Below are 23,511 nucleotides of genomic sequence, written 5' to 3'. Positions count from 1 at the left end.
GACTCGCAGCGCCGATGGTACTGCAGGGGAGACCCTGTGGGAGAGTAGGACACCGCCGGACTTCTTTCTGAAATGGCCACCCAGCAATGGGTGGCCATTTTGCGTTTAAGTCACCATTTCGGCAGCCGGCATGAGCCCGCTCGCCCCATGCGAAAGACGCGGGTTGCATACTCCCGCAGCAGAAGAAGAGAGTAGACCCGTGAGCGATTCCTCATCCAGGGGCTCCAGCCCCGACGACCGCAAGCCCTGGGAGAAGCGCGACGGCGCGCCGCGCAGTGGAGCGCCGCGTCGGGATGGTGACCGCGCTGCCCGCGGCGATCGCTCCGAGGGCCGGCCGCAGCGCTCGGGCGACCGCAAGCCGTGGGAGAACCGCGAGGGTCGTGATGGCGGTGCACCGCGTTCCGGCGCGCCTCGTCGGGATGGTGATCGCAAGCCGTGGGAGAACCGAGAGGGTGGCAGCCGGTCGGCAGCTCCGCGCCGTGATGGAGAGCGCAAGCCCTGGGAGAACCGCGATGGCGGTGCGCCTCGTCGGGATGGTGACCGCAAGCCGTGGGAGAACCGCGACGGTGGGAACCGGACGGCAGCTCCGCGCCGGGATGGCGACCGTAAGCCCTGGGAGAGCCGCGAGGGTGGCGCGCCGCGTTCCGGTGCTCCGCGCCGTGATGGAGAACGCAAGCCGTGGGAGAACCGCGAGGGTGGGAACCGATCCGCTGGCCCGCGCCGTGACAGCGACCGCAAGCCATGGGAGAACCGCGAAAGCCGTGAGGGCGGCGCGCCGCGTTCAAGTGCGCCCCGTCGCGATGGCGACCGCAAGCCGTGGGAGAACCGGGACGGCGGAAGCCGATCGGCAGCTCCGCGCGGTGACGGCGACCGCAAGCCTTGGGAGAACCGCGAAAGCCGTGAGGGCGGGGCCGGTCGGCCGCAGCGTTCCGGCGATCGCCCGTCCTACGGTGCGCGCGGAGACGACCGCGGAGCGCGAGCTCCCCGCGACGGCGACAGGCTGTGGACCCGCGAGGGTCGCCCTGCTCGAGGCGACCGCGATGCGCGCCGTTTCGAGGAGGAGCTGACCGAGGAGCAGAAGCGTGCGCGCGAATTGCGTGCCGTACGCCCGCGCCACGATGACCCGGAGTTGCCGGCCGACCTGGACGCGAAGGAACTCGACCAGGCGGCTCGCAACGAACTGAAGACCCTGACCAAGGACAACGCGGAGTGGGTCGCCAAGCACCTCGCGATGGCGGTGCGCCTGATCGACGTGGATCCCGAGAGGGCGCATCAGCACGTGCTTTCGGCCGCCCGTCGAGCGGGGCGCATCGCGATCGTTCGGGAGACACTCGCGATCACCGCGTACGCCACGGGCGACTACGCCCTCGCGCTGCGCGAGCTGCGTACCTTCCGGCGCATCTCGGGCAGGAATGACCAGTTGCCGCTCATGGTCGACAGCGAACGCGGCGTCGGCCGTCCCGACCGTGCTCTGGAACTCGGACGCTCGGTCGACGTCCAGACGCTCGCACCTGACGTTCGCGCCGCACTGGCGATCGCGATGTCGGGCGCGCGCTTGGATCTGGGGCAGACGGAAGCGGCTCTTCGAGAGCTCGAGATTCCGCAGCTCGACCCGAACACCGCCTACTCGTACAGCCCCGACCTGTTCGGTGCGTACGCAGACGTGCTCGAGGACCTCGGCCGTGATGAGGATTCCGCCATCTGGCGTGAGCGTTCCGATCGCGCCGCCGCCGCCATCGCCGCGCGCGATGGCGAGGACGATGAGTTCATCGAGGTTGAAGAAGAGGGCTTCGACGACGAAGAGGAAGACATCGACGGCGAGTATGCGCGCATCGGCCAATCCCCCAGCGAGGCCGATGCCGCGGCGGACGCTCAGGCGGAAGCGCAGGGCGAAGCACTGAACGCCGAGCTCGACGCTGATTTCGTCGAGGCTCTCGAGAGTGACGACGGCTTCGAGAGCGCCGAGGCGGCCGCAGACGACGCGACCGATGCTGCGCCGGAGAAGTAGCGAGGCGACGCCCCTCGACGGCGTCGATGTGGTGCTCGCCGACCTGGACGGCGTGGTCTATGCGGGCCCGAGCGCCATCCCGCATGCTGTCGAGGCCCTGAATGCGGCCTCGAGCGCCGCTCGCGTCGGCTACATCACCAACAACGCCTCCCGAACCGACGCCTCTGTGGCGGCGCACCTGAACGAGCTCGGACTGCACGTCGAGGCCCGTGATGTGGTGACCTCGCCGCAGGCAGCGATGCGGCTGCTCGTCGACCTGGCTCCCGCCGGCTCGGCGGTGCTCGTGGTCGGCGGCGATGGGCTCGTCACCGAGGTCGAGAAGGCGGGCTTCCGCGTGACCCGTTCCGCGGAGGATTCTCCGGCGGCGGTCATCCAGGGGTTCGCACCCGAGGTGGGCTGGCTGCAGCTCGCCGAGGCCTCGTTCGCGTTGGCTGATTCCGACATCCCGTGGGTGGCGACGAACACCGACTGGACGATCCCTCAGGCACGGGGCATCGCGCCGGGCAACGGCACGCTCGTCTCAGCAGTGCATACGGCGGTCGGACGGCTTCCCGTCGTGGCCGGCAAGCCCGAGACGCCCATCTTCGAGGAGGCGACGAGCAGGTTCGGCGCGTCTTCGCCGCTCTTCATCGGCGACCGACTCGACACCGACATCCTGGGCGCGAACCGGGCGGGCATCCGATCGGTTCTCGTTCTCACAGGAATCGATCGTGCCAAGCAGGCGCTCGCCGCGCCGGCCGACCAACGGCCCACCTTCATCCTCGGCGACCTGCGGGAACTGAGCCTGCCGTATCCGATCGTGGATGCCGACGGCGATCGCGGCAGCGCCACCGTGCGCGGCGCGAAGGTGCGCCTGCGTGGCGATGCGGTCGAGATCGTGCGCTCGGGCGATGACCCGCTCGACCTGCTGCGGGCGGCCTGCGCCGTCATCTGGAATTCGGGGCGGGCCATCTACGGTCTCGAGGTTCCCGAGGAGCTCTACCGCTAGGCAGGGTCTCTCTTCGAGTCGACGTCATCTCTGAGCGGCCCGAGGCCAGCGCGAACCAGCGCCCACTCAGGGCCGTTGCCTAGAGTGGGAAACTTCGACGGATGGAGGTAGTAGACATGCTCGACGAGATTTCGGGACAGACCTGGTGGGGGTTCGCGATCGCCGTGATCGCCGCGCTCATCGCGGCGGCCCTGCTCTCCCTCATCGGACGGCTGATCGTGACGGCGGTCGGCCGTCGTCGGCAGTGGCCGTCGCTGTTGCTCCGGCGGGTGCGCTGGCCGTTCCGCCTGACGGTGCTGATGATCGGCGTGTGGATCGCCGTCGGCGTCGCGATGCCGAGCTTCGAGGGACGATCGGCGCTCGTGCACGTGCTGCTGGTTGCCTCCATCGTGGTGGGCACGTGGCTGGTGTGCGGGTTCGTGCTCTTCGGCATCGACGTGGGCACCACGCGGTACCGCATCGACGTCGCTGACAACAAGGTGGCGCGACGCGTGCGCACGCAGCTGCTCATCGTCCGACGGCTGGTCGTCGTCACGGGCGTCGTCGTCGCGGTCGGCGCGAGCCTGCTGAGCTTCCCCGAGGTGCGTGTCGTCGGCGCGAGCGTGCTGGCCTCGGCCGGTCTACTGAGCGTCGTCGCCGGCCTGGCCGCGCAGTCCACGCTCGCCAACGTCTTCGCCGGCCTTCAACTGGCTTTCAGCGAGGCGATCCGGGTCGACGACGTGGTCGTCGTGAACGGCGAGTGGGGCCGCATCGGCGAGATCACCCTGAGCTACGTCGTCGTCAATCTCTGGGACGAGCGCCGGCTCGTGCTTCCCTGCACCTACTTCACGACGCAGCCGTTCGAGAACTGGACCCGCGAGGGCAGTGCTCTCATGGGGGCGGTCGAGTTCGACCTCGACTGGCGCGTCTCCCCCGCCGCCATGCGCGATCACCTCGCGCGCATCGTCGCCACCACCGATCTGTGGGACGGTCGCACGTCTGTACTGCAGGTGACGGATGCCGTGGCCGGGTACGTGCACGTGCGCATACTCGTCACGGCCATGGACGCGCCCACGCTGTTCGACCTGCGGTGCCACGTGCGCGAGGAGATGGTCGCCTGGCTGCAGGGCGAGGCATCCGGTGCCGTGCCCCGTCAGCGGGTGGAACTCGTCGAGGCCGCCGAGCCGACGGCGCAGAAGAGGTCGCCCCGAGCCTCCGCGGTGAGCGAGGACCAGAAGAACCTGTTCTCGGGCTCGCCCGAGGCGGAGGAGCGCGCCGCCCAGTTCACCTCGGCGATCCCCATCGTGACGGGCTCCACCCGCGCCCAGGACTGAGGCCGCGGCGAGGGCTTGGCGCGCCCGGGGCTGAGCCGGCCCCCTCACGACATCGCGTGCGCCCGAGCGCGCAGGTCCTTGCGCAGGATCTTGCCGGCGGAGGACTTGGGGATGACGTCGATGAACTCGACGGCCCGTACCTTCTCGTGCGGGGCGACGTGCTGTGCCACGTACTCCATAACCGCGGCCTCGTCGAGCTGCGCACCCTGCTGTCGTACGACGAAGGCCTTGGGGATCTCCTGTCGGTCGGCGTCCTGCGCTCCGACGACGGCGGCGTCGGCGATGCCGGGGTGGCCGAGCAGCACGGCTTCCAGAACGGCCGGCGCCACCTGATAGCCCTTGTACTTGATGAGCTCCTTCAGCCGGTCGACGATGTAGTACTCGCCGCCGGCGCCGACCGAGGCGATGTCTCCCGTGTGGAGCCAGCCGTCCGCATCCAGTGTGCGCCCGGTGGCGTCGTCGTTGCCGAGGTAGCCCTTCATGACCTGGGGCCCGCGAACGAGCAGCTCGCCGCTGGCACTGACACCCTCGTCGGGGGTCTCGATCTCTTCCCCCGACTCGATGTCGACGATGCGCGCCTCGGTGTTGGGGAGCGGCAGCCCCACACTCGAGCGATCGAGCTCGGGTCGGTCGACGGGAATCGAGTGCGAGACCGGGCTCAGCTCCGTCATGCCGTAGCCCTGGCAGACGGTGCAGCTGAGGCGCTCGGCGACCGAGCGTGCCAGCGAACCGTCGAGTGGGGCTGCGCCCGAGAAGATGACCTCGATGCTCGAGAGGTCGTACTGATCGACAAGCGGATGCTTGGCGAGGGCGACCGCGATGGGCGGGGCGATGAACACCCAGGTGCACCGCTGCTCGCTGATGATGCGCAGGAACTCGGGCAGGTCGAACTTGGGCATCGTGATGAGGGCGGCCCTGCGCTTGACGGCGAAGTTCAGCAGCACCGTCATGCCGTAGATGTGGAAGAACGGCAGCACCGCCAGCACGCGGTCCCCTTCGCCCAATCCGATGGACCCGGAGCTCTGCGCGACGTTCGCGACCAGATTGCGGTGCGTGAGCATGACGCCCTTGGGGTGTCCGGTGGTGCCCGACGAGTAGGGCAGCACGGCCAGATGCTCCGCGGGATCGAAGCTGACCTCGGGCGCGGGGTTGCCCTCGCTCAGCAGGTCGCGCAGCGACGGGTGTCCGTCTGCGCCGTCGAGCACGACGACGTGGGCGTCGTCGATGCCGATGGAGGATGCGGCGGCGCCGGCCTGGGGAAGCAGGGGCGAGACGGTGAACAGCCAGGTGGCGCCGGCATCCGTCAGCTGGTTCGCGATCTCTGTGGCGGTGTAGAGGGAGTTGATGGTCGTGGCGGTGGCGCCCGCGCGCAGGACGCCGTGGAAGACGGTCGCGAACGCGGGGATGTTCGGGCACAGCAGGCCGACGGTGTCGCCGACCCCGATGCCGCGTTTCGCCAGCGCTCCCGCCAACAGGCTGATTTGCCCGACGAGTTGGCGGAAGGTGGTCTGCGCCCCCGTGGTGCCGTCGACCAGTGCGACGACATCGAGTTCGTGCTCGCTCAGATCGCCGAACAGGTAGTCGAAGATGCTCAGGTCGGGAATCTCGACATCGGGAAGGGGGCTGTGTGCCATGCGGGGCTCCTCGTGATCGTCATTGATCGGCGGATCTGCGGTGATCCGTGAGGCCATCATGCCTCATGCGACATGGAGGCGGCAGTGAACGGCTCAGGAATGGCCCGTGCTGGCTCCCGCCAGATTCGCCGGTGAACCATTTGGTGCCCGTTGAGCCGCGCGTAGCGGCTCAATGCCGACGAAATGGTTCAGAGGCGAGGGGAGTCGCCGCGATCAGGCAGAGGCGAGGGTGCGCTGGATGGCGCTCGTGAAGAAGGTGAGCCCGTCGACCCCGGAGCGCATGGCCGTGGGCGTGTCGGGCCCGAAGCCGGGCTCGGTCGCGTGCTCCGGATGCGGCATGAGGCCCACGACATTGCCGCGAGCGTTCGAGATGCCGGCGATGTCGCGCAGCGATCCGTTGGGGTTGACTCCCACGTAGCGGAACACGACCTGGCCCTCGCCCTCGAGGCGGTCGAGGGTCTCGTCGCTGGCGATGAAGCCGCCCTCGCCGTTCTTCAGCGGGATCGTGATCTGCTGGCCGTCGGTGAACCCGTTCGTCCAGTCGGTGCGGCTGTTCTCGACGGTGAGCACCTGGTCGCGGCAGATGAAGGAGCCGTGGTCGTTCGCGATGAGTCCGCCGTCGAGCAGGTGGGCCTCGGTGAGCATCTGGAAGCCGTTGCAGATGCCGAGCACGGGCATGCCGGCATTGGCGGCCGACACGACCTCCGTCATGATGGGCGACAGGCTCGCGATCGCGCCGCAGCGCAGGTAGTCGCCGTAGCTGAAGCCGCCGGGAAGGATGAGGGCGTCCACGCCCTCGAGGTCGTGCGATCCGTGCCAGAGGGCGACGGGCTCGCCGCCGGCCAGCCGCACGGCGCGCTGGGCATCCCGGTCGTCGAGCGAACCGGGGAACGTGATGACGCCGATGCGCGTGCTCATGGCTCTCCTCAGACGGCTTCCGCGCCGGCGGGGGTGAGCGTGGCATCCGTCGACGGAACGCTGCCCTCGGGCGACTGCACATGAATGCCCACGACGTCTTCGATCACGCCGTTGGAGAGGATGTCTTCGGCCACCTGGCGGATCTCGGCCAGAGCGGCATCGTCCACATCGCCCTGCACCTCGATCTCGAACCGCTTGCCGATGCGAACCCCGCTGAATCGGCTCTTGCCGAGCCGGGCGAGTGCGCCGGCCACGGCCTTGCCTTGGGGGTCGAGCAGCTCGGCCTTCGGCATCACTTCGACGACGATCGTTGGCACGGTCGGTCCCTCCGGGGGTCGGGGTGGGTGCTCCAGAACTGGGCCCTTCGATTCTACCGGCTCGTAGCATCTGAGGCCCGCGGCCGGTAGTGTGCGGACTGAGCAGAAGGAGTCGCCGATGCCGATCGGACCGGTCGAGGTCATGGTGCTGACCTTCCCATCGAGCGAGGGACTGCGCTCGATCGCCGGCGAGTTGGAACGGCTCGTGGAGGGCGGCAAGATCAGCGTCATCGACGCCATCGTCGTCTCTCGCGCGAGCGACGGCACGGTGGAGGCGCACGACCTCGAAGAGGACGAGGTGCCCGGATTCGAGCGCATCGCGCCCGATCCCCGTGACCTGCTGAGCGATTCGGATGCCGAGATCGTCGGCGAGGCGCTCGAGCCCGGCACCGTTGCCCTCGTACTCGCGATCGAGCACCGCTGGGCATTCGGCTTCTACGAGAAGCTGCGTGAGGCGGGTGGCGAAGTCGCGCTGCACGTACAGATCGACCACGAAGACGCGGTAGCGGCACTCGTGGACTGAGGGAGGTAGAGATGCTCATCGGACGGCGCTTCGGACGCCCCGGTCTCATCGGGACGATCGCGCGCACGGCGGTGATCACGGGCACCGCGGCCATGACGGCCGGGGCGGTGGCCCATCGTCAGCAGAAGAAGTACGCGGCACAGGATGCCGCCGCCGCACGCGCCGCCGACGGCAGTCAGGGCGTGGCGGAGACCGGTGAGTCGGGACCGGGAGCATCCTCCGGTTCACATGCCGGCGCATCAGTGCCGGAATCAGCGCCACCGGCCAGCGGGGGCGGCTCCCTCTCGGAGAAGCTCGACCGGCTCGCCGCGCTGCATGAGAGTGGTGCACTGAGCGACCAGGAGTTCGCCACGGCCAAGGCCGCCCTGCTCGCTCCCTGACGACCTTCCCGGCTCCGGTCAGCCCGCGTGCACGACGGGCCGCGGTCGCACCCGCGTCGCGAGCGCAGCGCCTGCCGCCGCGATGACGGCGGTCACGGCGAAGTCGGCGGCGAACGCGCCCGTGCTCAGGGTCGCCGAGACGATGCCCGTGATGGCCAGGGCGATCGCGGCGCCGAGTGACTCCGACACGCTCAGCGCCGCACTGTTGAAGCCCTGCGCGGACTGCGGGGAGAGCGAGAGTACGGCCACGGTGAACCGCGGATACATGAAGCCCATGGCCGCGCCGGCGAGCGTCCAGGCGACGAAGGCGATCACCGGGCTCCCCGTGAAGGCGGCGACGAGCAGCACCACGGTGAGGGCGACCGTGAGCGCGAGCGCACCGATGGCCACGGCTTGCGCATTCGAGACGCGCTCCACGAGGCGACCCTGAAGCCACGACGCGAGAGCCCACGAGATTCCGGCTCCCGTGAGCACGGTGCCCGCGAGACTCGGCGAGAAGTCGTAGTGCTCGATGAAGAGGTAGGGGAGGTAGATCTCGCTGCCGAAGAATCCGCCGGCGACGATGGCCTTCAGCAGCACGGTCGCCGGCATTCCCCGCGCCGCGCGGAAGGTGCCGGCGGGCAGCAGCGGCCGGGCCGCGGCCGCGGCGACGATCAACGAACCGCCCGCGAGAACCCACCGCCAGGGGTCGCCGAGCTCCTTCGACAGTGAGAGCGCCAGCACGCCGAGCGCCGAGATCGTCGCCCACCCCACGCGGCCCAGGCTCCACCGCACGCGGGGATCACCCCTCACCTGGTCGCGAACACGCAGGATGGGCACGAGCATCATGGCGGCCGCGGGCACGAGCAGCGCGATGACGCCGAGGAAGACCCAGTGCCAGCTCAGCGACTCGGCGACGAGGCCCGCCAGTGCCGGTCCCACGACGGAGGGGATGACCCACGCGGCCGCGAAACCGGCGAAGACGCGTGGGCGCAGGCGCTCGGGATAGACCCGCGCCACGATGACGTAGAGCGGAACGATGACGGCCGCGCCGGCGAGGCCATGCACGAAGCGACCCACGATGAACACCACCATGTCGCTCGCGGTGCCCGCGATCACCAGGCCGACGACGAAGAGCACCGCAGCCGCGATGAGCGAGGGCAGGGGTCCGTTGCGATCGGTCCAGTTGCCGGCGAGCACCATGCCGATGATGCCGGCCGCGAGCGGAACGGCGAACGAGAGCGCGAACAGCGACGTACCGTTCAGGTCGCGCGCGACGAGCGGCATGATGGTCGTCACCGCGAGGGCTTCGAAGGCCGCGAGGAAGATGATGGCGAACATCCCGATCGACAGCCAGCGATACGGGGTCGCAGCGGTCCTCCGGAAGCCTCGACGCGTACCGCCGGTCCGTCCGCGCGCTGCTTCACCCGAGCGAGCCTAGCTGCTGCCTCTCGCGTTGCGTCAGGTCGCATCCGGTACCGCACGGAGCCGCACCACCGGTTTGACGTAGGGTTGTTTCGGGCGTATTATTCCGGTTGGAATAATCGGTCGGGAGGAGTGATCGTGGTCGACCTGACGCCGCTCGGAATGGCGGCGATCGCGCTGTTGCTCGAGCGGCCGATGCACCCCTACGAGATGTACCAGACGCTGTTGCACCGCCGTGAGGACCGCAACATCAAGGTGCGGCCCGGTTCGCTCTACCACGCGATCGACCGACTGGCAGAGCAGGGCCTCGTCGAACAGCTGAGCACCGAGCGCGAGGGCAATCGCCCCGAGCGTACGACCTACGCCGTGACGGATGCCGGTCGCAGCGCCCTGCTCGATCACGTGAGGGCGATGCTCCGCACTCCCGCCCGCGAGTACCCGGAGTTCCCCCTCGCCGTCTCCGAAGCCCACAACCTGCCGGCCGCCACGGTGGTCGCACTGCTCGGGGAGCGGCGAGCGGCGCTCGTCGAGGAGCTCGACGACCTGCGCATGGGACTCGAGGCCGTGCGCAGCACAGCACTCCCCCGCCGCTTCACGCTCGACGTGAGCTACAAGATCGCCATCCTGGCCGCGGATCTCGACTGGCTCGAGACCGCCATCACCGACATCGGCTCCGGGCACATCTCCTGGACCGAACCCGTACCGCCCCAGCCGAAAGTGAACTCCTAGTGGAAAACGTCACCAAGCCATGGCCCGCCCTGTGGGCGCTCGTCATCGGCTTCTTCATGATCCTCGTCGACTCGACGATCGTCTCCATCGCCAACCCGACCATCCTGCGTGAACTGCACACCGACATCACGGCGACCCTCTGGGTGACGAGTGCATACCTTCTCGCCTACGCGGTGCCGCTGCTGATCACCGGCCGGCTGGGTGACCGCTTCGGGCCGAAGCGCATCTACCTCATCGGTCTCGTGATCTTCACGCTGGCCTCGCTCTGGTGCGGCCTCTCCGGCGACACCGGCACGCTCATCGCCGCCCGCACGGTGCAGGGCCTCGGCGCCGCACTCATGACCCCGCAGACCATGTCGGTCATCACCCGCATCTTCCCGCCGAACAAGCGCGGAGCGGCGATGGGCCTCTGGGGCGCCGTCGCCGGAATCGCCACCCTCGTCGGCCCCATCCTGGGCGGCGTGCTGGTGGACTCGCTCGGCTGGGAGTGGATCTTCTTCGTGAACGTGCCGGTCGGCATCGTCGCGTTCGTGCTCGCCTGGCGCCTCGTGCCGACGCTCACCACGCACGCGCACCGCTTCGACTGGCTCGGAGTCGCCCTCAGCGCCATCGGCATGTTCCTCGTGATCTTCGGCATCCAGGAGGGCTCGAGCTACGACTGGGGCACGATCGCCGGCCCGATCTCGGTCTGGAGCCTCATCATCGCGGGCGTCGTGGTACTCGTCGCCTTCGTGCTCTGGCAGCGCTTCAACCGCAATGAGCCGCTGTTGCCCCTCGACCTGTTCAAGGAGCGCAACTTCGCCCTCTCGAACGTCGCCATCACGCTCGTCGGCCTCTCGATCGTGTCGATGCCGCTTCCGCTCGCCTTCTACTTCCAGGTGGCGCGTGGTCTCGAGCCCACCCAGGCTGCGCTCTTGATGGCACCGAGCGCGGTCGTGTCCGGCTTCATGGCACCCGTCATCGGCCGACTCACCGACAAGGTCGACCCCAAGTGGATCGCCTTCGGCGGGTTCGTCATCATCTCGGCGTCCCTCATCTGGATGTCGAGCATCATCACCCCCGACATCCCGCTCTGGATCCTTCTCATCCCGTCGGCCACCCTGGGTCTCGGAATGTCGGGCATCTGGGCGCCGCTCGCTTCCAACGCCACCCGCAACCTGCCGCCGCAGAAGGCCGGCGCCGGTTCCGGCGTCTACAACCTCACCCGGCAGGTCGGCTCGGTCTTCGGAAGTGCCGCCATCACTGCACTCATCAACGCGCGGCTGACCGCGGAACTCCCGGGGTTCAGCACGCAGGCGGCCGAGCAGTCGGGCGGAGGATCGCTGCCCGCCCAGGTGGCCGGGGGATTCACGACGGCCATGTCGCAGTCCCTGTGGCTGCCGATCGCCGGGTTCGCGCTCGGAGCGATCGTCGTGCTGTTCTTCGCCAAGCCCAAGCAGACGGTGTCGTGGGGCAAGGCGCCGGGTCACCCGGCGACGGGCGCGACGGATGCCGTCGGCCAGCGCGCCGATGCCGGGCTCACCGAGGGCCAGGCGACCGCGGGTGAGGTCGCGACAGGAACCACCGGTCGCGTCAGCTAGGCATCGGTCCGTTCACTGAGGCCCTTGCGGGGTCCGGCCAGCCGACGATGTCGGCGAGGCTTCCCGGCAAGGGCCTCAGTGGCGCCGCGGCCACCACGGCCAGCGCCTCGCGGGCCACGTCCTCGCGGGCCACGTCTTCGGGGTCGGTGGCTGCAGCCTCATCCTCGCTCGCTTCGGCGGGCCACCAGTCGTACTGCGCGCTGTAGAGTGCCGCATCCGCGCGACGTGCGACGAACTCGTCGAAGGCCGGATGCTGCGCAAGCGCCGCGGCGGCGCCTGCCGCCTCGGCGAAGAACAGCCGATCGATCACGAGCGATGCGGGGGCCTGCCAGTGGACGGCCCGGTCGATGAGGGATCCGACCGCTCCGGCGTGGGCGAACGCCTCGAGGATGGGGAGCCCGGCGACCAATTCGCGACCGGGATCGAGTTCGTCGTCGACGCGCTGTGCCAGCCCGTCGAGAAGCTCGAGCAACGGTTGGCCCGTCACGGCGCCGGCCGCCGCAGCCGCGGCGGCCCAGGTCGCCTGTTCGGCGACGAATCCGTCGGTGCGCGCACGGTCGAGAACCGCATCACCGATGCCGGCCCGCACGGCGGCATCCGCAACCAGGCGGAAGGCCTCCTGCAGGTCTGCGGGCACGAAGTTCGCGAGCAGGGCGGTGCCGGTCTCCACGGCGAACGCGGGGTCGAGTCCCGCCGCCCCGGCGAGTAGCACGCGGGCCTCCGATGGCAGCAGATTGGCACCGGTCGGATCGAGCCGCAGGGCGTGCATCGGTCCGTGGTTGGAGCGGTGGCCGGCGACCGCCGCCCGGGCGGCGCGGTCGGCCGCCAACTGTCGAGAGACCACGGGCGGCGCCTCGGCGCCGGGCTCCCAGGGCACTGCCCCCGTTCGCTCGGCCTGGGCGGCGACATCGAGGCCGATGGCGTGAGCCAGCGCGGGCCCGGCGCCGACGAGCCGGTCGATGAGCGACCACGCCCAGGTCGCATCCACTCGGGCGATGAGGCGTTCCGCGACGGAGAGCACCCAGAGCCGGTCGGCATCGGGAACGGCGAACGCCGCACGCTCGAGCCGGTCGCGCACGTCATCATCCTGGCGCGAGCCCGCGTTGGCCGCCCCGCACGCCACGAGGAAGGCGTTGGCCGGATCGCTGAACTGCGTCGTCGCTGCCTCAGGGGCGGCGGCTGCCGCTGCGGCCAGGAGCATCGCCCCCTGGGGTTCGAAGATCGTCCCGGCCGCCCTGCGCACGAGGGCTGAGATCGCCGGATTCGGCGCGTTCATTTGGGAGCCTCGAGGTCGGCCGTCTTGGCGAGCAGCACCTCGAGGGTGTTCGGTCGCAGCACGCCCGCCCGGTGGCCGCCGTAGCCGTCGGCGTTCTTGATGACGAAGTCGTTCCGCGTCGCCAGCACCCGGGAATAGGTGTTGTAGTCGGCGCCGCCGACGACGGTGTAACCCTCGGGAACCTCATGGCCGGTGACGGTGTTCGGAAAGGTGTAGAACAGCGAGTCGGTGCTGTAGCCCGTGCGCGCGCTGTGGAGGTAGACGGTGTAGAGAACCGGGTCGACTCCTGAACGAAAGCGCACCTTGCCCGTTGCCTTGGCCATCGAACCGTACAACGGTGCGGTGAAGCCGCGGTCGGAGACCACGGCCGGTCCGTAGGAGTCGCCCTGCTGCTTCTCGATGTTGGCAATCTCGGTGTCGCTGTTCTTCACCACCTCCTTGGCGGCGGCCTTCAGGATCAGGTCGAGGCGCGGCGAGGACCTCCACGTCGTCGTCAGGTCGAACCCGACGGTCTCGCCCTTGACCTCCGAGGTCAGGTACTCGAACGTCTCGTCGCCCATGAACTGGCCGCTCTTGCTGCGGATGGCCGGGCTGTCGACGATATGGGTCTGCCAGTCGCGCACGTTGCGGAGCTTGCCCGATGCCCAGACCGTGAACCGGTCCCAGTTGTCGTCGGGGATGCCCGTGAGCGTGAGGTAGGAGACCTCGTCGTCTTCGAGCAGGGTCTGGATGCGCTTGGCATCCGTCGTCCACTCGTTGTCCCACGGCCAGAGGTTGTCGTCGACGGCCTCCATCGTCGGGAAGACGCCTTTGGCCTGCCACCACATGATCGCGTCGAGCGCGGGCTTCACATGTGAACCGTACCGGCTCGCGCGGATCTCCTGCACGATCGGCGCCGCGAGGTTCGCCGCTTCGACGAGCAGAAGCACCGCGGCGACCGATCGCACCTGCACGGACGCGGGCTGGCCCGGGAGTTGACGGGCGACCGAACGCTGCTGCTGCCGCGAGAGACCGCTCGATCCCAGCAGGCGCCGTGCGGTCTCGGGATGCAGTTCCCAGAGGGCGTCGATTCCCTCATCCGACATGCGGCCGGTCTTGCGGGCGGCCTCGACCTCGCGCTCGAAGACCTCGTAGTGCGGGCCCAGGCGCCCCAGTTCTTCCAGCCCGTCCATGAACCCGGTGCTGAGGATGCTCTCGACCGGTGCCCGGGTCTGCTGTGCCCGGCTCAGCGCCGCCGCCTGCGCGACGGGATCGCGCACGCTCTGCTGTGCGCGGCCGGCGCCCGGTCGGGTATTGCCGGCCGTCGTGTCCATGAAGCTGTCGAGAACGTTCTCGAGCTGCTCGCGGGCGGCCTTCACCTCCTGCGACCGGCGATACTGCGGCTCCGCGAACCGCTCGAAACGGGTGAGGGTGCGTTCGACGGCGCGCAACTGGTTGAGGCGGTCGATCTCGGCGCGCACCGGAGCCGACGACAGGAACGACTCGGCCCGGCCAGGCCCGGCGTACGTCACCCGGCCGGCGCTGTCGACCGTGAACGTGCCGACGCCGGCGGTTGGCTCAAGTGCGACGTGCACGTCGATGCCCGCCTCGTTCAGGGCGGCGATCATGCTGCGGTTGAGGAACTGCCTGCCGCTGCGGGTCTCCTGCGACTGGGCCATGACGATGAGCCGGCCGTTGGTGAGCTGGGCGTCCTTGAGGAATTCGGCGAAGGCGGTCTGGTCGGCGCTGCTCTCGAGGGCGCCGATGTGGTGGCCGAGGCCCTCGACGACCTTGACGCCACTCAGCATCTCCCGATAGTCCTCCGCCCCCATCGCCCGCTTGAGCAGGCCGAGGTCGTTGAAGCGCGCGTCGCTCGGGAACAGCATCCGCATGCCGCTGGGAACGTGCGTGACCCGGGTGATGAGCGATGCCGTGTCGGCGAGGCTCTCGACCTGCTCGCCACTGGGCAGACGCGCGGATTTCTGCTGCTGGCCCGCCGCCCGCCGCGCTTCGAGTGCGCGGAAGGCACCGGTGAGTCCGTACAGCTCGAAGGTCACCTCTCCCTGCCGCAGTTCGATCTTCCACCAGTTGCCCTGCGCCGGCGTGCGGATGGTGCCGTACTGCGCGGTCGGCGTGTGGCCGAACCCCTGCGCGCGAGTGTCGGCCTGCAGCGCACGCAGCAGACGCGCGAACGTGCTCGATGGGGCCGCCGGGTTGCTGGCGAAGCCCTCGGGGAAGTGGATGTTCTCGGGCCGGATGCGACTGGCGACGACGAGTTCCACGAAGCTCTGCACGTGATCGTCGTGAAGGTGCGTGATGACCATGCCGGTCGGCCCCTGCACGCCGAGAGCGGCGTTCATGACCGCGAGTGCTCCGGGAGTCACGACGATCGGGTCGGTGGGCACCATGACATCGGGCCTGCCGCCCGCGTCGATCAGGAAGCTCGTGGTGGGTCCCGTTCGCACCGCCTTGGCGCTCTCCTTCGCGATGGTCGGCAGGGTGAGCACGGCGGTCGGATCGGCCTGGGGGATCTCCGGTGTCTGCGGGCGCACGAGGCGGAAGACGCCGGCGGCGGGGAGTGCGACCATCTTGTCGCCGGCCACGGCGACGAGCATGTCCGCCCGCCCGGGCTCGTGCAGCCACGACGGCGGGATGAGGGGAATCTCCACCTCGGGCACCGACGTGCTCTTCGGGGGATCGTCGCGCTGCGCGACCGCATCGCGCTGCAGTGCAGGGGAGGGCGATGCCGGTGCGGCCGTCGCGTTCGTCGGTGAGTGACGCAGCAGCTGGGCCGCGGCATGGTTTCCCGCGGTGCGCTGCAGCCGGTGCAGCACACCGAAGCCGCCATCGTTCCTCTCGTCCGCGGGCCGAGGTCCCGATCGCTGTGTGCGCGCGGCGGAGTCGGCCGGTGGGCGAGAGGCGCCCGCCTTTCGTTCCACTGCCCCAGTGTCCGCGCCGGCGACGAGGGGATGCGGGCATGGGAGGGCAGACCTTCGGGCACGCTGCCCTTCGACAGGCTCGGGGACCGGCGTGTGGAAGCGGCGGTCGACCGCTGTTCGGTGAGCTTGTCGAAGCGTCGTTCGGTGCGCTGGGTGGCGGCCCTTCGACAGGCTCAGGGACCGGCGTGTGGAAGCGGCGAGCGTGCGCTGGGGGTCGGTTGCTGTTCGCTGAGCTTGTCGAAGCGTCGTTCTGTGCGCGGGGTGCCGGCCCTTCGACATGCTCAGGGACCGGCGTGTCGAAGCGTCGTTCGGTGCGCTGGGTGGCGGTCCTTCGACAGGCTCAGGGACCGGCTTGTCGAAGCGTCGTTCTGTGCGCTGGGAGGCGGCCCTTCGACGGGCCCGGTCACTGCAGGCCCGACTGCTCCCTCAGTACCTCGCGCAGGGTGTCGCGCACGGCCTCCATGCCGCGGTAGACCTCCTCGAAGCTCGTCGTGAGCGGCGAGAGACCCACGCGCAGCCCGCCCGGCTCGCGATAGTCGGGAATCACGTTCCGGCTCCAGAGCCGCTCGGTCACCACGCGCATCGCCGGATGCGACAGCGTCACGTGTCCGCCGCGCCGTGCGCCGTCGCGTTCGGATGCCAGGCTCACGCCCAGCGGGGCGAGCCACGCATCCGACAACTCGATCGCGAACGAGGTGAGGCCGAGCGACTTGGCGCGCACGGCGTCGATGCCGCACTCCGCGATCATGGCGATGGTCTCGCGCATGGGGAGCATGGCGAGCACCGCCGGGGTGCCACTGAGGAAGCGGCGCAGGCCGGGAGCCGGCTGGTACTCGGGATCCATGAGGAACACGTCTGCCGCTCCCATCCAGCCCTGGATGGGCTGGGCGAGCACCGGCTGCAGGTCGGAGCGCACGTAGCCGAACGCGGGTGCGCCCGGTCCGCCGTTGAGGTACTTGTACGTGCAGCCAACGGCGAGGTCGACCTCATCCGCGTCGAGCTGCATCGGCACGGAGCCGACGGAGTGGCAGAGGTCCCAGAGCACCAGGGCGCCGGCCTCATGGGCCGCGCGCGTGATGGCCGGCAGGTCGGCGAGGAAGCCCGAGCGGTACGAGACGTGGCTGAGCAGCACGAGCGCGGTGCGCTCGCTGACCGCATCCTGCACCTGCTGCAGCGAGACCCCGGATGCGGGATCGCTCTGGATCCAGCGGATGGTGCACCCGCGTTCCGCTGCAATGCCCTGCAGCAGGTAGCGATCGGTGGGGAAGTTGTCGGTGTCGGTGATGATCTCGGTGCGCTCGGGCCTCGCGTCGATCGCGGCGCGCGCGAGCTTGTACAGCAGCACGGTCGTCGAGTCACCGATGAAGGTCTGGCCAGGTGCGGCGCCGAGGGCCGCAGCCGCGAGTTCGTCACCGATGGTGAACGGCAGCTCCATCCATTCCTCGTCCCAAGCGCGGATGAGCCGGCCGGCCCAGGCATCCGTCACGAACTGCGCCATTCGTTCCGCCGTGGCGATGGGAGGGCGCCCGAGCGAGTTCCCGTCGAAGTAGGCGAGCAGCTCGTCGCTCTCGACGAAACGCCGGCGGTAGTGCGCGAGCCCGTCGGAGCGATCCATGCGCCGGGCGTACGACAGCATCGTGTCGGGGGCCGTCGTCGTCATACCAGGGTCTCCTCGAGGTAGTCGATGGTGCTCGCGCGGGCACCCGAGAGCCATTCGGCCGTCTCGGCGGCCGTCTCGGGAGGGCTCCCCGGCACCCACGCCAGTCGCGGTCCGATGCTCGAGGGCTGCCACGTGCCGGCGATGCTCGCGACGAGCGCCTCGCGGTCGAGGCCGGCATCGGCCAGGGCGGCCAGTTCGCGCGGGTTGATGCCGACCGGCAGCGGACCGTTGCCGAGGTCGGTGCCGTAGCGCACCCGTCCTCCCGCGGCGGCGATGCGGGTGAGGTTGACGAGCGCGTTCTCGTACTCGTCGGTCGGCGATCCCCAGCCGTGGATGTCGAGCGTGGAGACCACGGCGGTGCCGGCCCTCGAAAGCCGAGCGACGATGTCGCTGTCGAGCACCTCGGTGAAGGGCGTGTGCGCGAGAACGTTCACGCCGGCATCCAGTGCCCGTCGGGTCATTCCATCGCCCTGCACATGGGCCGCGACGGGAACCCCGTGGGCGCGTGCCGCCGTCACGATGGCGGTGAGCAGCTCGGGGCTCGGCACCGGACCCTCGTCGCTGTTGACCGTGACCTTGATGACGGATGCGCCGAGCGCGATCTGTGCGCGCACGGCGGCGTCGGCATCCGCGGGGCCGCGCAGTTCGACGGCGGCTCCCGCCGGTGCCCAGCCGGCGTTGACCGGATAACCGCCCTCGCAGGTGAGCAGGCCCCCGGCGATGCGCACCTCGGGCAGGGGGGACCCGGGGAATCCGCTCTCGGTGTGCCACTCGGCGGCCAACCGCGGCACCCAGCCCAGATCGACCACCGCCGTGATGCCGCCCGGCATGATCTGCTCGGCATCGACGAGGCCGACGTGAACGTGGTGGTCGGTCAGCCGCGGGAACAGGGTGCCCGGCAGCTCGACGTCGGTGACGAGCTGGTCGCCGCCGACCGGGTAGAGCAAACCCTCGCGAACGCGGAACACGGAGCGGCCGTGCCATCCCCCCGCCCAGTACTCCTCGACCCCGAGGAACATGCCCTCATCGATCACGGCTGTCCGATCTCGGTGCGCACCGCGTAGAGCTCGGGGAAGAAGGTGAGCTCGAGGGCCTTCTGAAGAAAGCGGGCCCCACCGGAACCGCCGGTGCCCGGCTTCATGCCGATCGTGCGCTCCACGGTCTTGAGGTGCCGGAAGCGCCAGAGCTGGAAGTTCTCCTCGAGGTCGACGAACTCCTCGCAGGCCTCGTAGGCGGCCCATTGACCGTCGGCGTCTTCGTAGATCGCCGTGAAGACGGGCACGAGCTCTCGGTCGAAGACCCAGGCCTCGCGCACGTCGCGCTGAAGCACGTGCGCGGGCACCGGATGCCCTGCCCGGGCGAGATAGCGCAGGAACTCGTCGTAAATGCTGGGCTCTTCCAGGGCGTTCTCGAGCGCGGTGGTCGCGGCGGCATCCGTCGCGAACACGCTGAGCATGCGGGCGTTCTTGTTGCCGAGCACGAACTCGACCGCGCGGTACTGCCACGACTGGAAGCCGCTGGAGTTGCCCAGGAAGTCGCGGAATTCGGCGTACTCGCTCGGTGTGAGGGTGGCGAGCACCGACCATTGCTCGGTGAGCGTGCGCTGGATGTGCTTGACCCGGGCGATGCGCTTGAGGGCCTGGGGGAGCTGGTCGTCGCGCAGCAGCCGGCGCGCGTCGTCGAGCTCGTGCAGCACGAGCTTCAGCCACAGCTCCGTCGTCTGGTGCTGGATGATGAACAGCAGCTCGTCGTGGTGCTCCGGCCGGCTGATCGGATGCTGGGCGGCCAGCAGCGTGTCGAGGTCGAGGTATCCGCCGTAGCTCATCCGGTCGCGGAAATCGGTGACGATGCCCGGATCGAATTCCCGCGTGTTCTTCTGCACGACCAACGGACGCCTCCTCGAAACTCGGCTTTTTCAGCCTAACCCGCCCCGGGGACGCTTCCACGCGGCACCTGCCGAGGTGCCGGGATCAGTCGGCTGGCGCGACGCGGATGGTGTTGTCCCAGGGGTCCTCGAACGAGAGGGCGCGGCCATCGTCCCGTGCCTGCACGCCGAAGCGCCGCATCCGTTCGCCGAGCGAGCCGAGGTCATCGGCCGAGGGCACGGCGATCTGCACCTGCCCCAGCCCGAGCGCGAGGCGGCGTCGCCCGGCGCCCGCGCTGCTCCACGTGTTCATGGCCATGTGGTGGTGGTAGCCGCCCGCCGAGACGAACAGGGCGGATGCGCCGAACGCCGCCGTCGTCTGGAACCCGAGCTGCTCGACGTAGAAGGTGCGGGCGATGTTCACGTCGCCGACCGAGAGGTGCACGTGGCCGACGACGGCGCTGCCGACGCGCTCGCCGGCGAGCCCCTGCTCGCTGAGGTTCTGCTGCAGGAAGGCGTTCGGGTCGAGGGCGAGGCTGTCCATCTCGATCCGGCCGTGCACCCAGCTCCAGGTGGAGCGGTCGCGGTCCCAGTAGAGCTCCACGCCGTTGCCCTCGGGGTCGGTGAAGTAGAAGGCGGTGCTCACGAGGTGATCGGCGCTGCCGGTGAAGCTGCCGGGATGCCGTCGGGCCACGGAGTACACGGCCGCGGCGAGCGCGGCTTGCGAATCGAAGACGATGGCCGTGTGGTACAGCCCGCCGCTGCGCGGATCGGCCGATCGCAGTTCGGGGGCGTGCTCGAGCACGATGATCGGCGTCCTGCCGCGGCCGAGAACGGCTACGGGGCCTTCGTGGCTCAGGAGTTCGAGCGTCACGGCGTCGCGGTAGTACGCGATCATGCGGTCGAGGTCGCCGACGCGCAGCGTCACCGCGCCCATGGCGGTGTCGTCGGCAAGCAGGTCGACGGGATGCGTGGTCACACTGAATGCAACCGCGGGCGGCGGGGCACCATTCCGCGGCGGCTTCAGTCCTGGTGCAGGCGTCAGTCCTGGTGCAGCTGGACGAGGTTGCCGCATCCGTCGTCGAAGATCGCCGACGTTCCCCATTCGGTGTTCACTGGTTCGCCGCGGAACTCGATGCCGGCCGCGCGTAGCCGGGCGTACTCCGCCTGCACGTCGGGCACCCCGAAGACGATCACGGGAATCTCGCTGGAGTACAGGCCCTCTTTGTAGGCCTGCGCGAGCGGGTTGTCGCTCGGTTCGAGCAGCAGCCCGACCCCGTCGCGGTCTTCGGGCGAGCGCACGACATAGAGCATGTGCTCGGGCAGCTCGATGAGCGGCTCGAAGCCGAGCGTCTCGGTGTAGACCGCGAAGGCCGCAGCCGGATCATCCACGTGGATGCTGCACATCTTCACTCGCATGCCAGCAGGCTAACCCGTTCGGGGGGTGTCGTGCAGATCGCGTCGGCGCGAGTCGTCGGGAGGAGGCGAGGCATCCGGATGCCGGCGGGATCCGCCCCGGGACAGGCCCGGAACCGCGGCGCGGCGGTGCCTACGCGACGGCGTCGCTCGTGAGCCTCTCGAGCAACTCGCGGTAGCGCGCAGCCGTGCGCTCGGTGATGGCCGGAGGCAGCGGAGGCGGAGTGCTCACGCCGTCGTCGTGCCAGTTCGCGGCGAGCCAATCGCGCACGATCTGCTTGTCGAAGCTCGCCATGCGCTCTTCGGGGGTCGTGCCCGACTCCCAGGCGAAGGCATCCCAGTACCGGCTCGAATCGCTCGTGAGCACCTCGTCGCCGAGGGTCGTCACGCCGGTCTCGGGGTCGCGGCCGAATTCGAACTTGGTGTCGGCCAGGATCACGCCGCGCGCTTCGGCGACCGCCGACGCCTGCGCGAACACGGCCAGCGAGAGCTCGCGCAGTTCGGCCGCGACGTCGGGCCCGACGAGTTCGACGGTGCGCTCGAAACTGATGTTCTCGTCGTGCTCGCCCTGCGCGGCCTTGAAGGCGGGGGTGTAGAGCGGTTCGGGAAGCCGGTCGCCGTTCTCGAGTCCTTCGGGAAGCGGGATGCCGCACACGGTTCCGGAGCTCTGGTACTCCTTCCAGCCCGAACCGGTGAGGTACCCGCGAACGACGCACTCGATCGGGAACATCTCGAGCTTCCTCACGAGCATCGCGCGGCCGGTCACCTCGGAGGGGATGGCGCTCGATCCGTCGAGACGATGCTCGGGAACGAGGTGGTTGGGCACGTGCAGCTGGTCGAACCACCACAGGCTGAGGGTCGTGAGCAGTTCGCCCTTGCCCGGGATGCCGGGTTCGAGCACGTGATCGAAGGCGCTCACCCGATCGCTCGCGACGACGAGAACGGTCTCGGGTTCCTCGCCCGTCGGCGATGCGGGCTCGTACAGGTCGCGCACCTTGCCCGAGTAGACGTGGGTGAATCCGGGCAGGTTCAGGGGCGCGTCGCTCACGCTCCCAGTGTAGGCAACGCCGAACGCGGCCTGCGCTGGCTGCGCTTTCCCCGCGGGTGCGCCACTTGCGCGGCGCTTTCCCCGCGGGTGCGCCACTTGCGCGGCGCTTGCGCCACATCTACTGGCGCAACGGCCGGCGAAGTGGCGCAACGCCAGGGGGTCGGGATGCCGCGGTACGGCCGGGGCACCGGGCGCCGGGGCCCGGGTCCGGGTCAGTGCGCGACGCGCGCGGCGACGTCGGTGCGGTACTGGCCGCCCTCGAGGTGGATGCGGCCCAGGGCGTCGTAGACGCGGGCCCGCGCGTCGGTGAAGTCACGGCCCACGGCGACGACGCTGAGCACCCGGCCGCCGGAGGTGCGCACGGTGCCGTCCGCGGCATCCGTCGTTGCGGCGTGCGTGATGTGCACACCGGGTACCGCCGCTGCGTCGGCCAGGCCCTCGAGAACGCGGCCGGTCACCGGCGTCTCGGGGTAGTTCTCGCTCGCGAGCACCACGGTGACCGCGACATCGGACGAGAACAGCGGGCGTTCGCGGTCTCCGAGCGAGCCGGTCGCGGCGTCGTAGAGGAGTTCGGCGAGCGGCGTCTCGAGCCGGGGCAGCACGACCTGCGTCTCCGGATCGCCGAAGCGGGCGTTGAACTCGATGACGCGGATGCCGTCGCGCGTCACGATGAGGCCGCAGTAGAGCAGTCCCACGAACGGCGTTCCCTGGGCGGCGAGCTCACGCACTGTCGGCAGGGCGATGGTCTCGATGACCTCGTCGACGAAGGCCCGCTCGCTGCCGAAGGCGTCGGCGAGCCACGGCAGCGGCGAGTACGCACCCATGCCGCCGGTATTGGGTCCGGCGTCGCCGTCGAGCAGGCGCTTATAGTCCTGCGCGGGCGAGAGCGGCAGAACGTGCTCGCCGTCGGAGAGGAGGAAGAGCGAGACCTCTGGCCCGTCGAGGAACTCCTCGATGAGCACTCCGCCGTGCCCGGCCCACTGCTCGCAGTGGCGGAGTGCCGCGTCGCGGTCCTCGGTCACGAGAACGCCCTTGCCGGCCGCGAGTCCGTCGGCCTTGATCACATAGGGCGCGCCGAACGTGTCGATGGCCTCGGCCGCCTGGTGCACGGTGACGGCGCGCACGGACCGTCCGGTCGGAACGCCCGCGGCATCCATCACCCGCTTGGCAAACGCCTTCGACCCCTCGAGGGCGGCCGCCGCACCGCTCGGACCGAAGACCGGGATGCCCGCGGCGCGCACCGCGTCGGAGACCCCGGCCACGAGGGGAGCCTCGGGTCCGATGACGACGAGGTCGAAGTTGCCGGAAGAGGCGAAGTCGGCCACGGCCAGCGGGTCGTTCGCGTCGAGCGGATGCGTCGCAACGTCGGTTGCGATGCCGGCGTTGCCCGGTGCGCAGACGACCTCGTGCCCGCCGTTGTCGGCGAGCAGCGCCGTGATGATGGCATGCTCACGCGCGCCCGGACCCAGCACGAGAATCTTCACGGCCTCAAGGGTAACGGCTCCGAAGCTGTGCCGATTCGCGGGCAGAATGAA

20 protein-coding genes are annotated in these 23,511 nt (G+C 69.6%); 7 read left to right on the top strand and 13 right to left on the bottom strand.

Translation table 11 applies throughout. From position 1 onward, the window contains the following. Positions 1–1,093 precede the first annotated feature (1,093 nt). The 3 genes from WDJ51_RS02940 to WDJ51_RS02930 all read left to right on the top strand — a co-directional run bounded on the left by WDJ51_RS02940 (position 1,094) and on the right by WDJ51_RS02930 (position 4,309). The gene (locus tag WDJ51_RS02940) at positions 1,094–2,008 is read left to right on the top strand and encodes a hypothetical protein (RefSeq protein WP_337850938.1); all 915 of its coding nucleotides are present in this window, start codon (positions 1,094–1,096) and stop codon (positions 2,006–2,008) included. Continuing rightward, positions 1,989–2,996: an HAD-IIA family hydrolase gene (locus WDJ51_RS02935; RefSeq protein WP_337850937.1), complete on the top strand. Its 1,008-nt coding sequence runs from the start codon at positions 1,989–1,991 to the stop codon at positions 2,994–2,996. The genes WDJ51_RS02940 and WDJ51_RS02935 overlap by 20 nt, the downstream gene beginning before the upstream one ends. A 116-nt stretch (positions 2,997–3,112) precedes the next feature. Continuing rightward, positions 3,113–4,309 (top strand): mechanosensitive ion channel family protein, encoded by a 1,197-nt coding sequence (locus tag WDJ51_RS02930; protein ID WP_337850936.1) that lies wholly within the window; start codon positions 3,113–3,115, stop codon positions 4,307–4,309. Between the two features lie 44 nt (positions 4,310–4,353). Here WDJ51_RS02930 and WDJ51_RS02925 read toward each other — a convergent pair whose 3' ends face one another. From WDJ51_RS02925 to purS, 3 genes are all read right to left on the bottom strand, one after another. After that, positions 4,354–5,943 (bottom strand): AMP-binding protein, encoded by a 1,590-nt coding sequence (locus WDJ51_RS02925; RefSeq protein ID WP_337850935.1) that lies wholly within the window; start codon positions 5,941–5,943, stop codon positions 4,354–4,356. A 213-nt stretch (positions 5,944–6,156) separates the two neighbouring features. Next, positions 6,157–6,861 carry a phosphoribosylformylglycinamidine synthase subunit PurQ gene (gene purQ / locus WDJ51_RS02920; protein WP_337850934.1) on the bottom strand — a complete coding sequence of 235 codons (705 nt, stop codon included), beginning with the start codon at positions 6,859–6,861 and terminating at the stop codon, positions 6,157–6,159. An 8-nt stretch (positions 6,862–6,869) separates the two neighbouring features. Beyond that, on the bottom strand, positions 6,870–7,178 hold the full coding sequence (gene purS / locus WDJ51_RS02915) for a phosphoribosylformylglycinamidine synthase subunit PurS (protein WP_337850933.1): 309 nt from the start codon (positions 7,176–7,178) through the stop codon (positions 6,870–6,872). A gap of 118 nt (positions 7,179–7,296) precedes the next feature. Here purS and WDJ51_RS02910 point away from each other — a divergent pair, with 118 nt between their 5' ends. Then, positions 7,297–7,701 (top strand): DUF6325 family protein, encoded by a 405-nt coding sequence (locus WDJ51_RS02910; RefSeq protein ID WP_337850932.1) that lies wholly within the window; start codon positions 7,297–7,299, stop codon positions 7,699–7,701. An 11-nt stretch (positions 7,702–7,712) separates the two neighbouring features. Continuing rightward, a complete protein-coding gene (locus WDJ51_RS02905; protein ID WP_337850931.1) occupies positions 7,713–8,081 on the top strand; it encodes an SHOCT domain-containing protein in 369 nt (122 codons plus the stop codon). 18 nt (positions 8,082–8,099) lie between these two features. Here WDJ51_RS02905 and WDJ51_RS02900 read toward each other — a convergent pair whose 3' ends face one another. Beyond that, entirely contained in the window at positions 8,100–9,401 is a 1,302-nt protein-coding gene (locus WDJ51_RS02900; RefSeq protein WP_337850930.1) for an MFS transporter, read from the bottom strand. A gap of 222 nt (positions 9,402–9,623) precedes the next feature. Between WDJ51_RS02900 and WDJ51_RS02895 the strand changes: the two genes are divergently transcribed. Both WDJ51_RS02895 and WDJ51_RS02890 read left to right on the top strand, forming a co-directional pair. Continuing rightward, positions 9,624–10,214, top strand: coding sequence for a PadR family transcriptional regulator (locus WDJ51_RS02895; protein ID WP_337850929.1), 591 nt, complete (start codon positions 9,624–9,626; stop codon positions 10,212–10,214). After that, positions 10,214–11,794: a DHA2 family efflux MFS transporter permease subunit gene (locus WDJ51_RS02890; RefSeq protein WP_337850928.1), complete on the top strand. Its 1,581-nt coding sequence runs from the start codon at positions 10,214–10,216 to the stop codon at positions 11,792–11,794. Before WDJ51_RS02895 ends, WDJ51_RS02890 begins: the two co-directional genes overlap by 1 nt. Here the strand turns inward: WDJ51_RS02890 and WDJ51_RS02885 are convergent. The 9 genes from WDJ51_RS02885 to purD all read right to left on the bottom strand — a co-directional run bounded on the left by WDJ51_RS02885 (position 11,787) and on the right by purD (position 23,460). Beyond that, the gene (locus tag WDJ51_RS02885) at positions 11,787–13,070 is read right to left on the bottom strand and encodes a hypothetical protein (RefSeq protein ID WP_337850927.1); all 1,284 of its coding nucleotides are present in this window, start codon (positions 13,068–13,070) and stop codon (positions 11,787–11,789) included. The two genes, WDJ51_RS02890 and WDJ51_RS02885, sit on opposite strands and share 8 nt — an antisense overlap. Next, a complete protein-coding gene (locus tag WDJ51_RS02880) occupies positions 13,067–15,883 on the bottom strand; it encodes a hypothetical protein (protein WP_337850926.1) in 2,817 nt (938 codons plus the stop codon). Before WDJ51_RS02880 ends, WDJ51_RS02885 begins: the two co-directional genes overlap by 4 nt. A gap of 508 nt (positions 15,884–16,391) precedes the next feature. Continuing rightward, positions 16,392–17,648, bottom strand: coding sequence for a kynureninase (locus tag WDJ51_RS02875; RefSeq protein WP_337850925.1), 1,257 nt, complete (start codon positions 17,646–17,648; stop codon positions 16,392–16,394). Beyond that, positions 17,645–18,682, bottom strand: a complete 1,038-nt coding sequence (locus WDJ51_RS02870; protein WP_337850924.1) for an amidohydrolase family protein — start codon at positions 18,680–18,682, stop codon at positions 17,645–17,647. The genes WDJ51_RS02875 and WDJ51_RS02870 overlap by 4 nt, the downstream gene beginning before the upstream one ends. Then, positions 18,679–19,536 carry a tryptophan 2,3-dioxygenase gene (gene kynA / locus WDJ51_RS02865; protein WP_337850923.1) on the bottom strand — a complete coding sequence of 286 codons (858 nt, stop codon included), beginning with the start codon at positions 19,534–19,536 and terminating at the stop codon, positions 18,679–18,681. The genes WDJ51_RS02870 and kynA overlap by 4 nt, the downstream gene beginning before the upstream one ends. A gap of 82 nt (positions 19,537–19,618) precedes the next feature. After that, positions 19,619–20,449: a VOC family protein gene (locus WDJ51_RS02860; protein WP_337850939.1), complete on the bottom strand. Its 831-nt coding sequence runs from the start codon at positions 20,447–20,449 to the stop codon at positions 19,619–19,621. 104 nt (positions 20,450–20,553) lie between these two features. Further along, positions 20,554–20,931, bottom strand: coding sequence for a VOC family protein (locus WDJ51_RS02855; RefSeq protein ID WP_337850922.1), 378 nt, complete (start codon positions 20,929–20,931; stop codon positions 20,554–20,556). 130 nt (positions 20,932–21,061) lie between these two features. Continuing rightward, on the bottom strand, positions 21,062–21,976 hold the full coding sequence (locus WDJ51_RS02850) for a phosphoribosylaminoimidazolesuccinocarboxamide synthase (RefSeq protein WP_337850921.1): 915 nt from the start codon (positions 21,974–21,976) through the stop codon (positions 21,062–21,064). A gap of 212 nt (positions 21,977–22,188) precedes the next feature. Further along, positions 22,189–23,460: a phosphoribosylamine--glycine ligase gene (purD, locus tag WDJ51_RS02845; RefSeq protein WP_337850920.1), complete on the bottom strand. Its 1,272-nt coding sequence runs from the start codon at positions 23,458–23,460 to the stop codon at positions 22,189–22,191. Positions 23,461–23,511: the final 51 nt, after the last annotated feature.

It is taken from the genome of Rathayibacter sp. YIM 133350, assembly GCF_037404875.1.
In the GTDB taxonomy this organism is placed as follows: Bacteria; Actinomycetota; Actinomycetes; order Actinomycetales; family Microbacteriaceae; genus Orlajensenia.
This window is presented reverse-complemented; position numbering and strand designations above follow the sequence as displayed.

Bases quoted from the DNA above. Each gene is read 5' to 3' on its own strand.
- WDJ51_RS02930 (WP_337850936.1), top strand. From the start codon at position 3,113: ATGCTCGACGAGATTTCGGGACAGACCTGGTGGGGGTTCGCGATCGCC.
- WDJ51_RS02855 (WP_337850922.1), bottom strand. From the start codon at position 20,931: ATGCGAGTGAAGATGTGCAGCATCCACGTGGATGATCCGGCTGCGGCC.
- WDJ51_RS02935 (WP_337850937.1), top strand. From the start codon at position 1,989: ATGCTGCGCCGGAGAAGTAGCGAGGCGACGCCCCTCGACGGCGTCGAT.
- purQ (WP_337850934.1), bottom strand. From the start codon at position 6,861: ATGAGCACGCGCATCGGCGTCATCACGTTCCCCGGTTCGCTCGACGAC.
- WDJ51_RS02860 (WP_337850939.1), bottom strand. From the start codon at position 20,449: ATGGGCGCGGTGACGCTGCGCGTCGGCGACCTCGACCGCATGATCGCG.
- WDJ51_RS02910 (WP_337850932.1), top strand. From the start codon at position 7,297: ATGCCGATCGGACCGGTCGAGGTCATGGTGCTGACCTTCCCATCGAGC.
- WDJ51_RS02885 (WP_337850927.1), bottom strand. From the start codon at position 13,070: ATGAACGCGCCGAATCCGGCGATCTCAGCCCTCGTGCGCAGGGCGGCC.
- WDJ51_RS02905 (WP_337850931.1), top strand. From the start codon at position 7,713: ATGCTCATCGGACGGCGCTTCGGACGCCCCGGTCTCATCGGGACGATC.
- WDJ51_RS02900 (WP_337850930.1), bottom strand. From the start codon at position 9,401: ATGTTCGCCATCATCTTCCTCGCGGCCTTCGAAGCCCTCGCGGTGACG.
- WDJ51_RS02875 (WP_337850925.1), bottom strand. From the start codon at position 17,648: ATGACGACGACGGCCCCCGACACGATGCTGTCGTACGCCCGGCGCATG.
- WDJ51_RS02925 (WP_337850935.1), bottom strand. From the start codon at position 5,943: ATGGCACACAGCCCCCTTCCCGATGTCGAGATTCCCGACCTGAGCATC.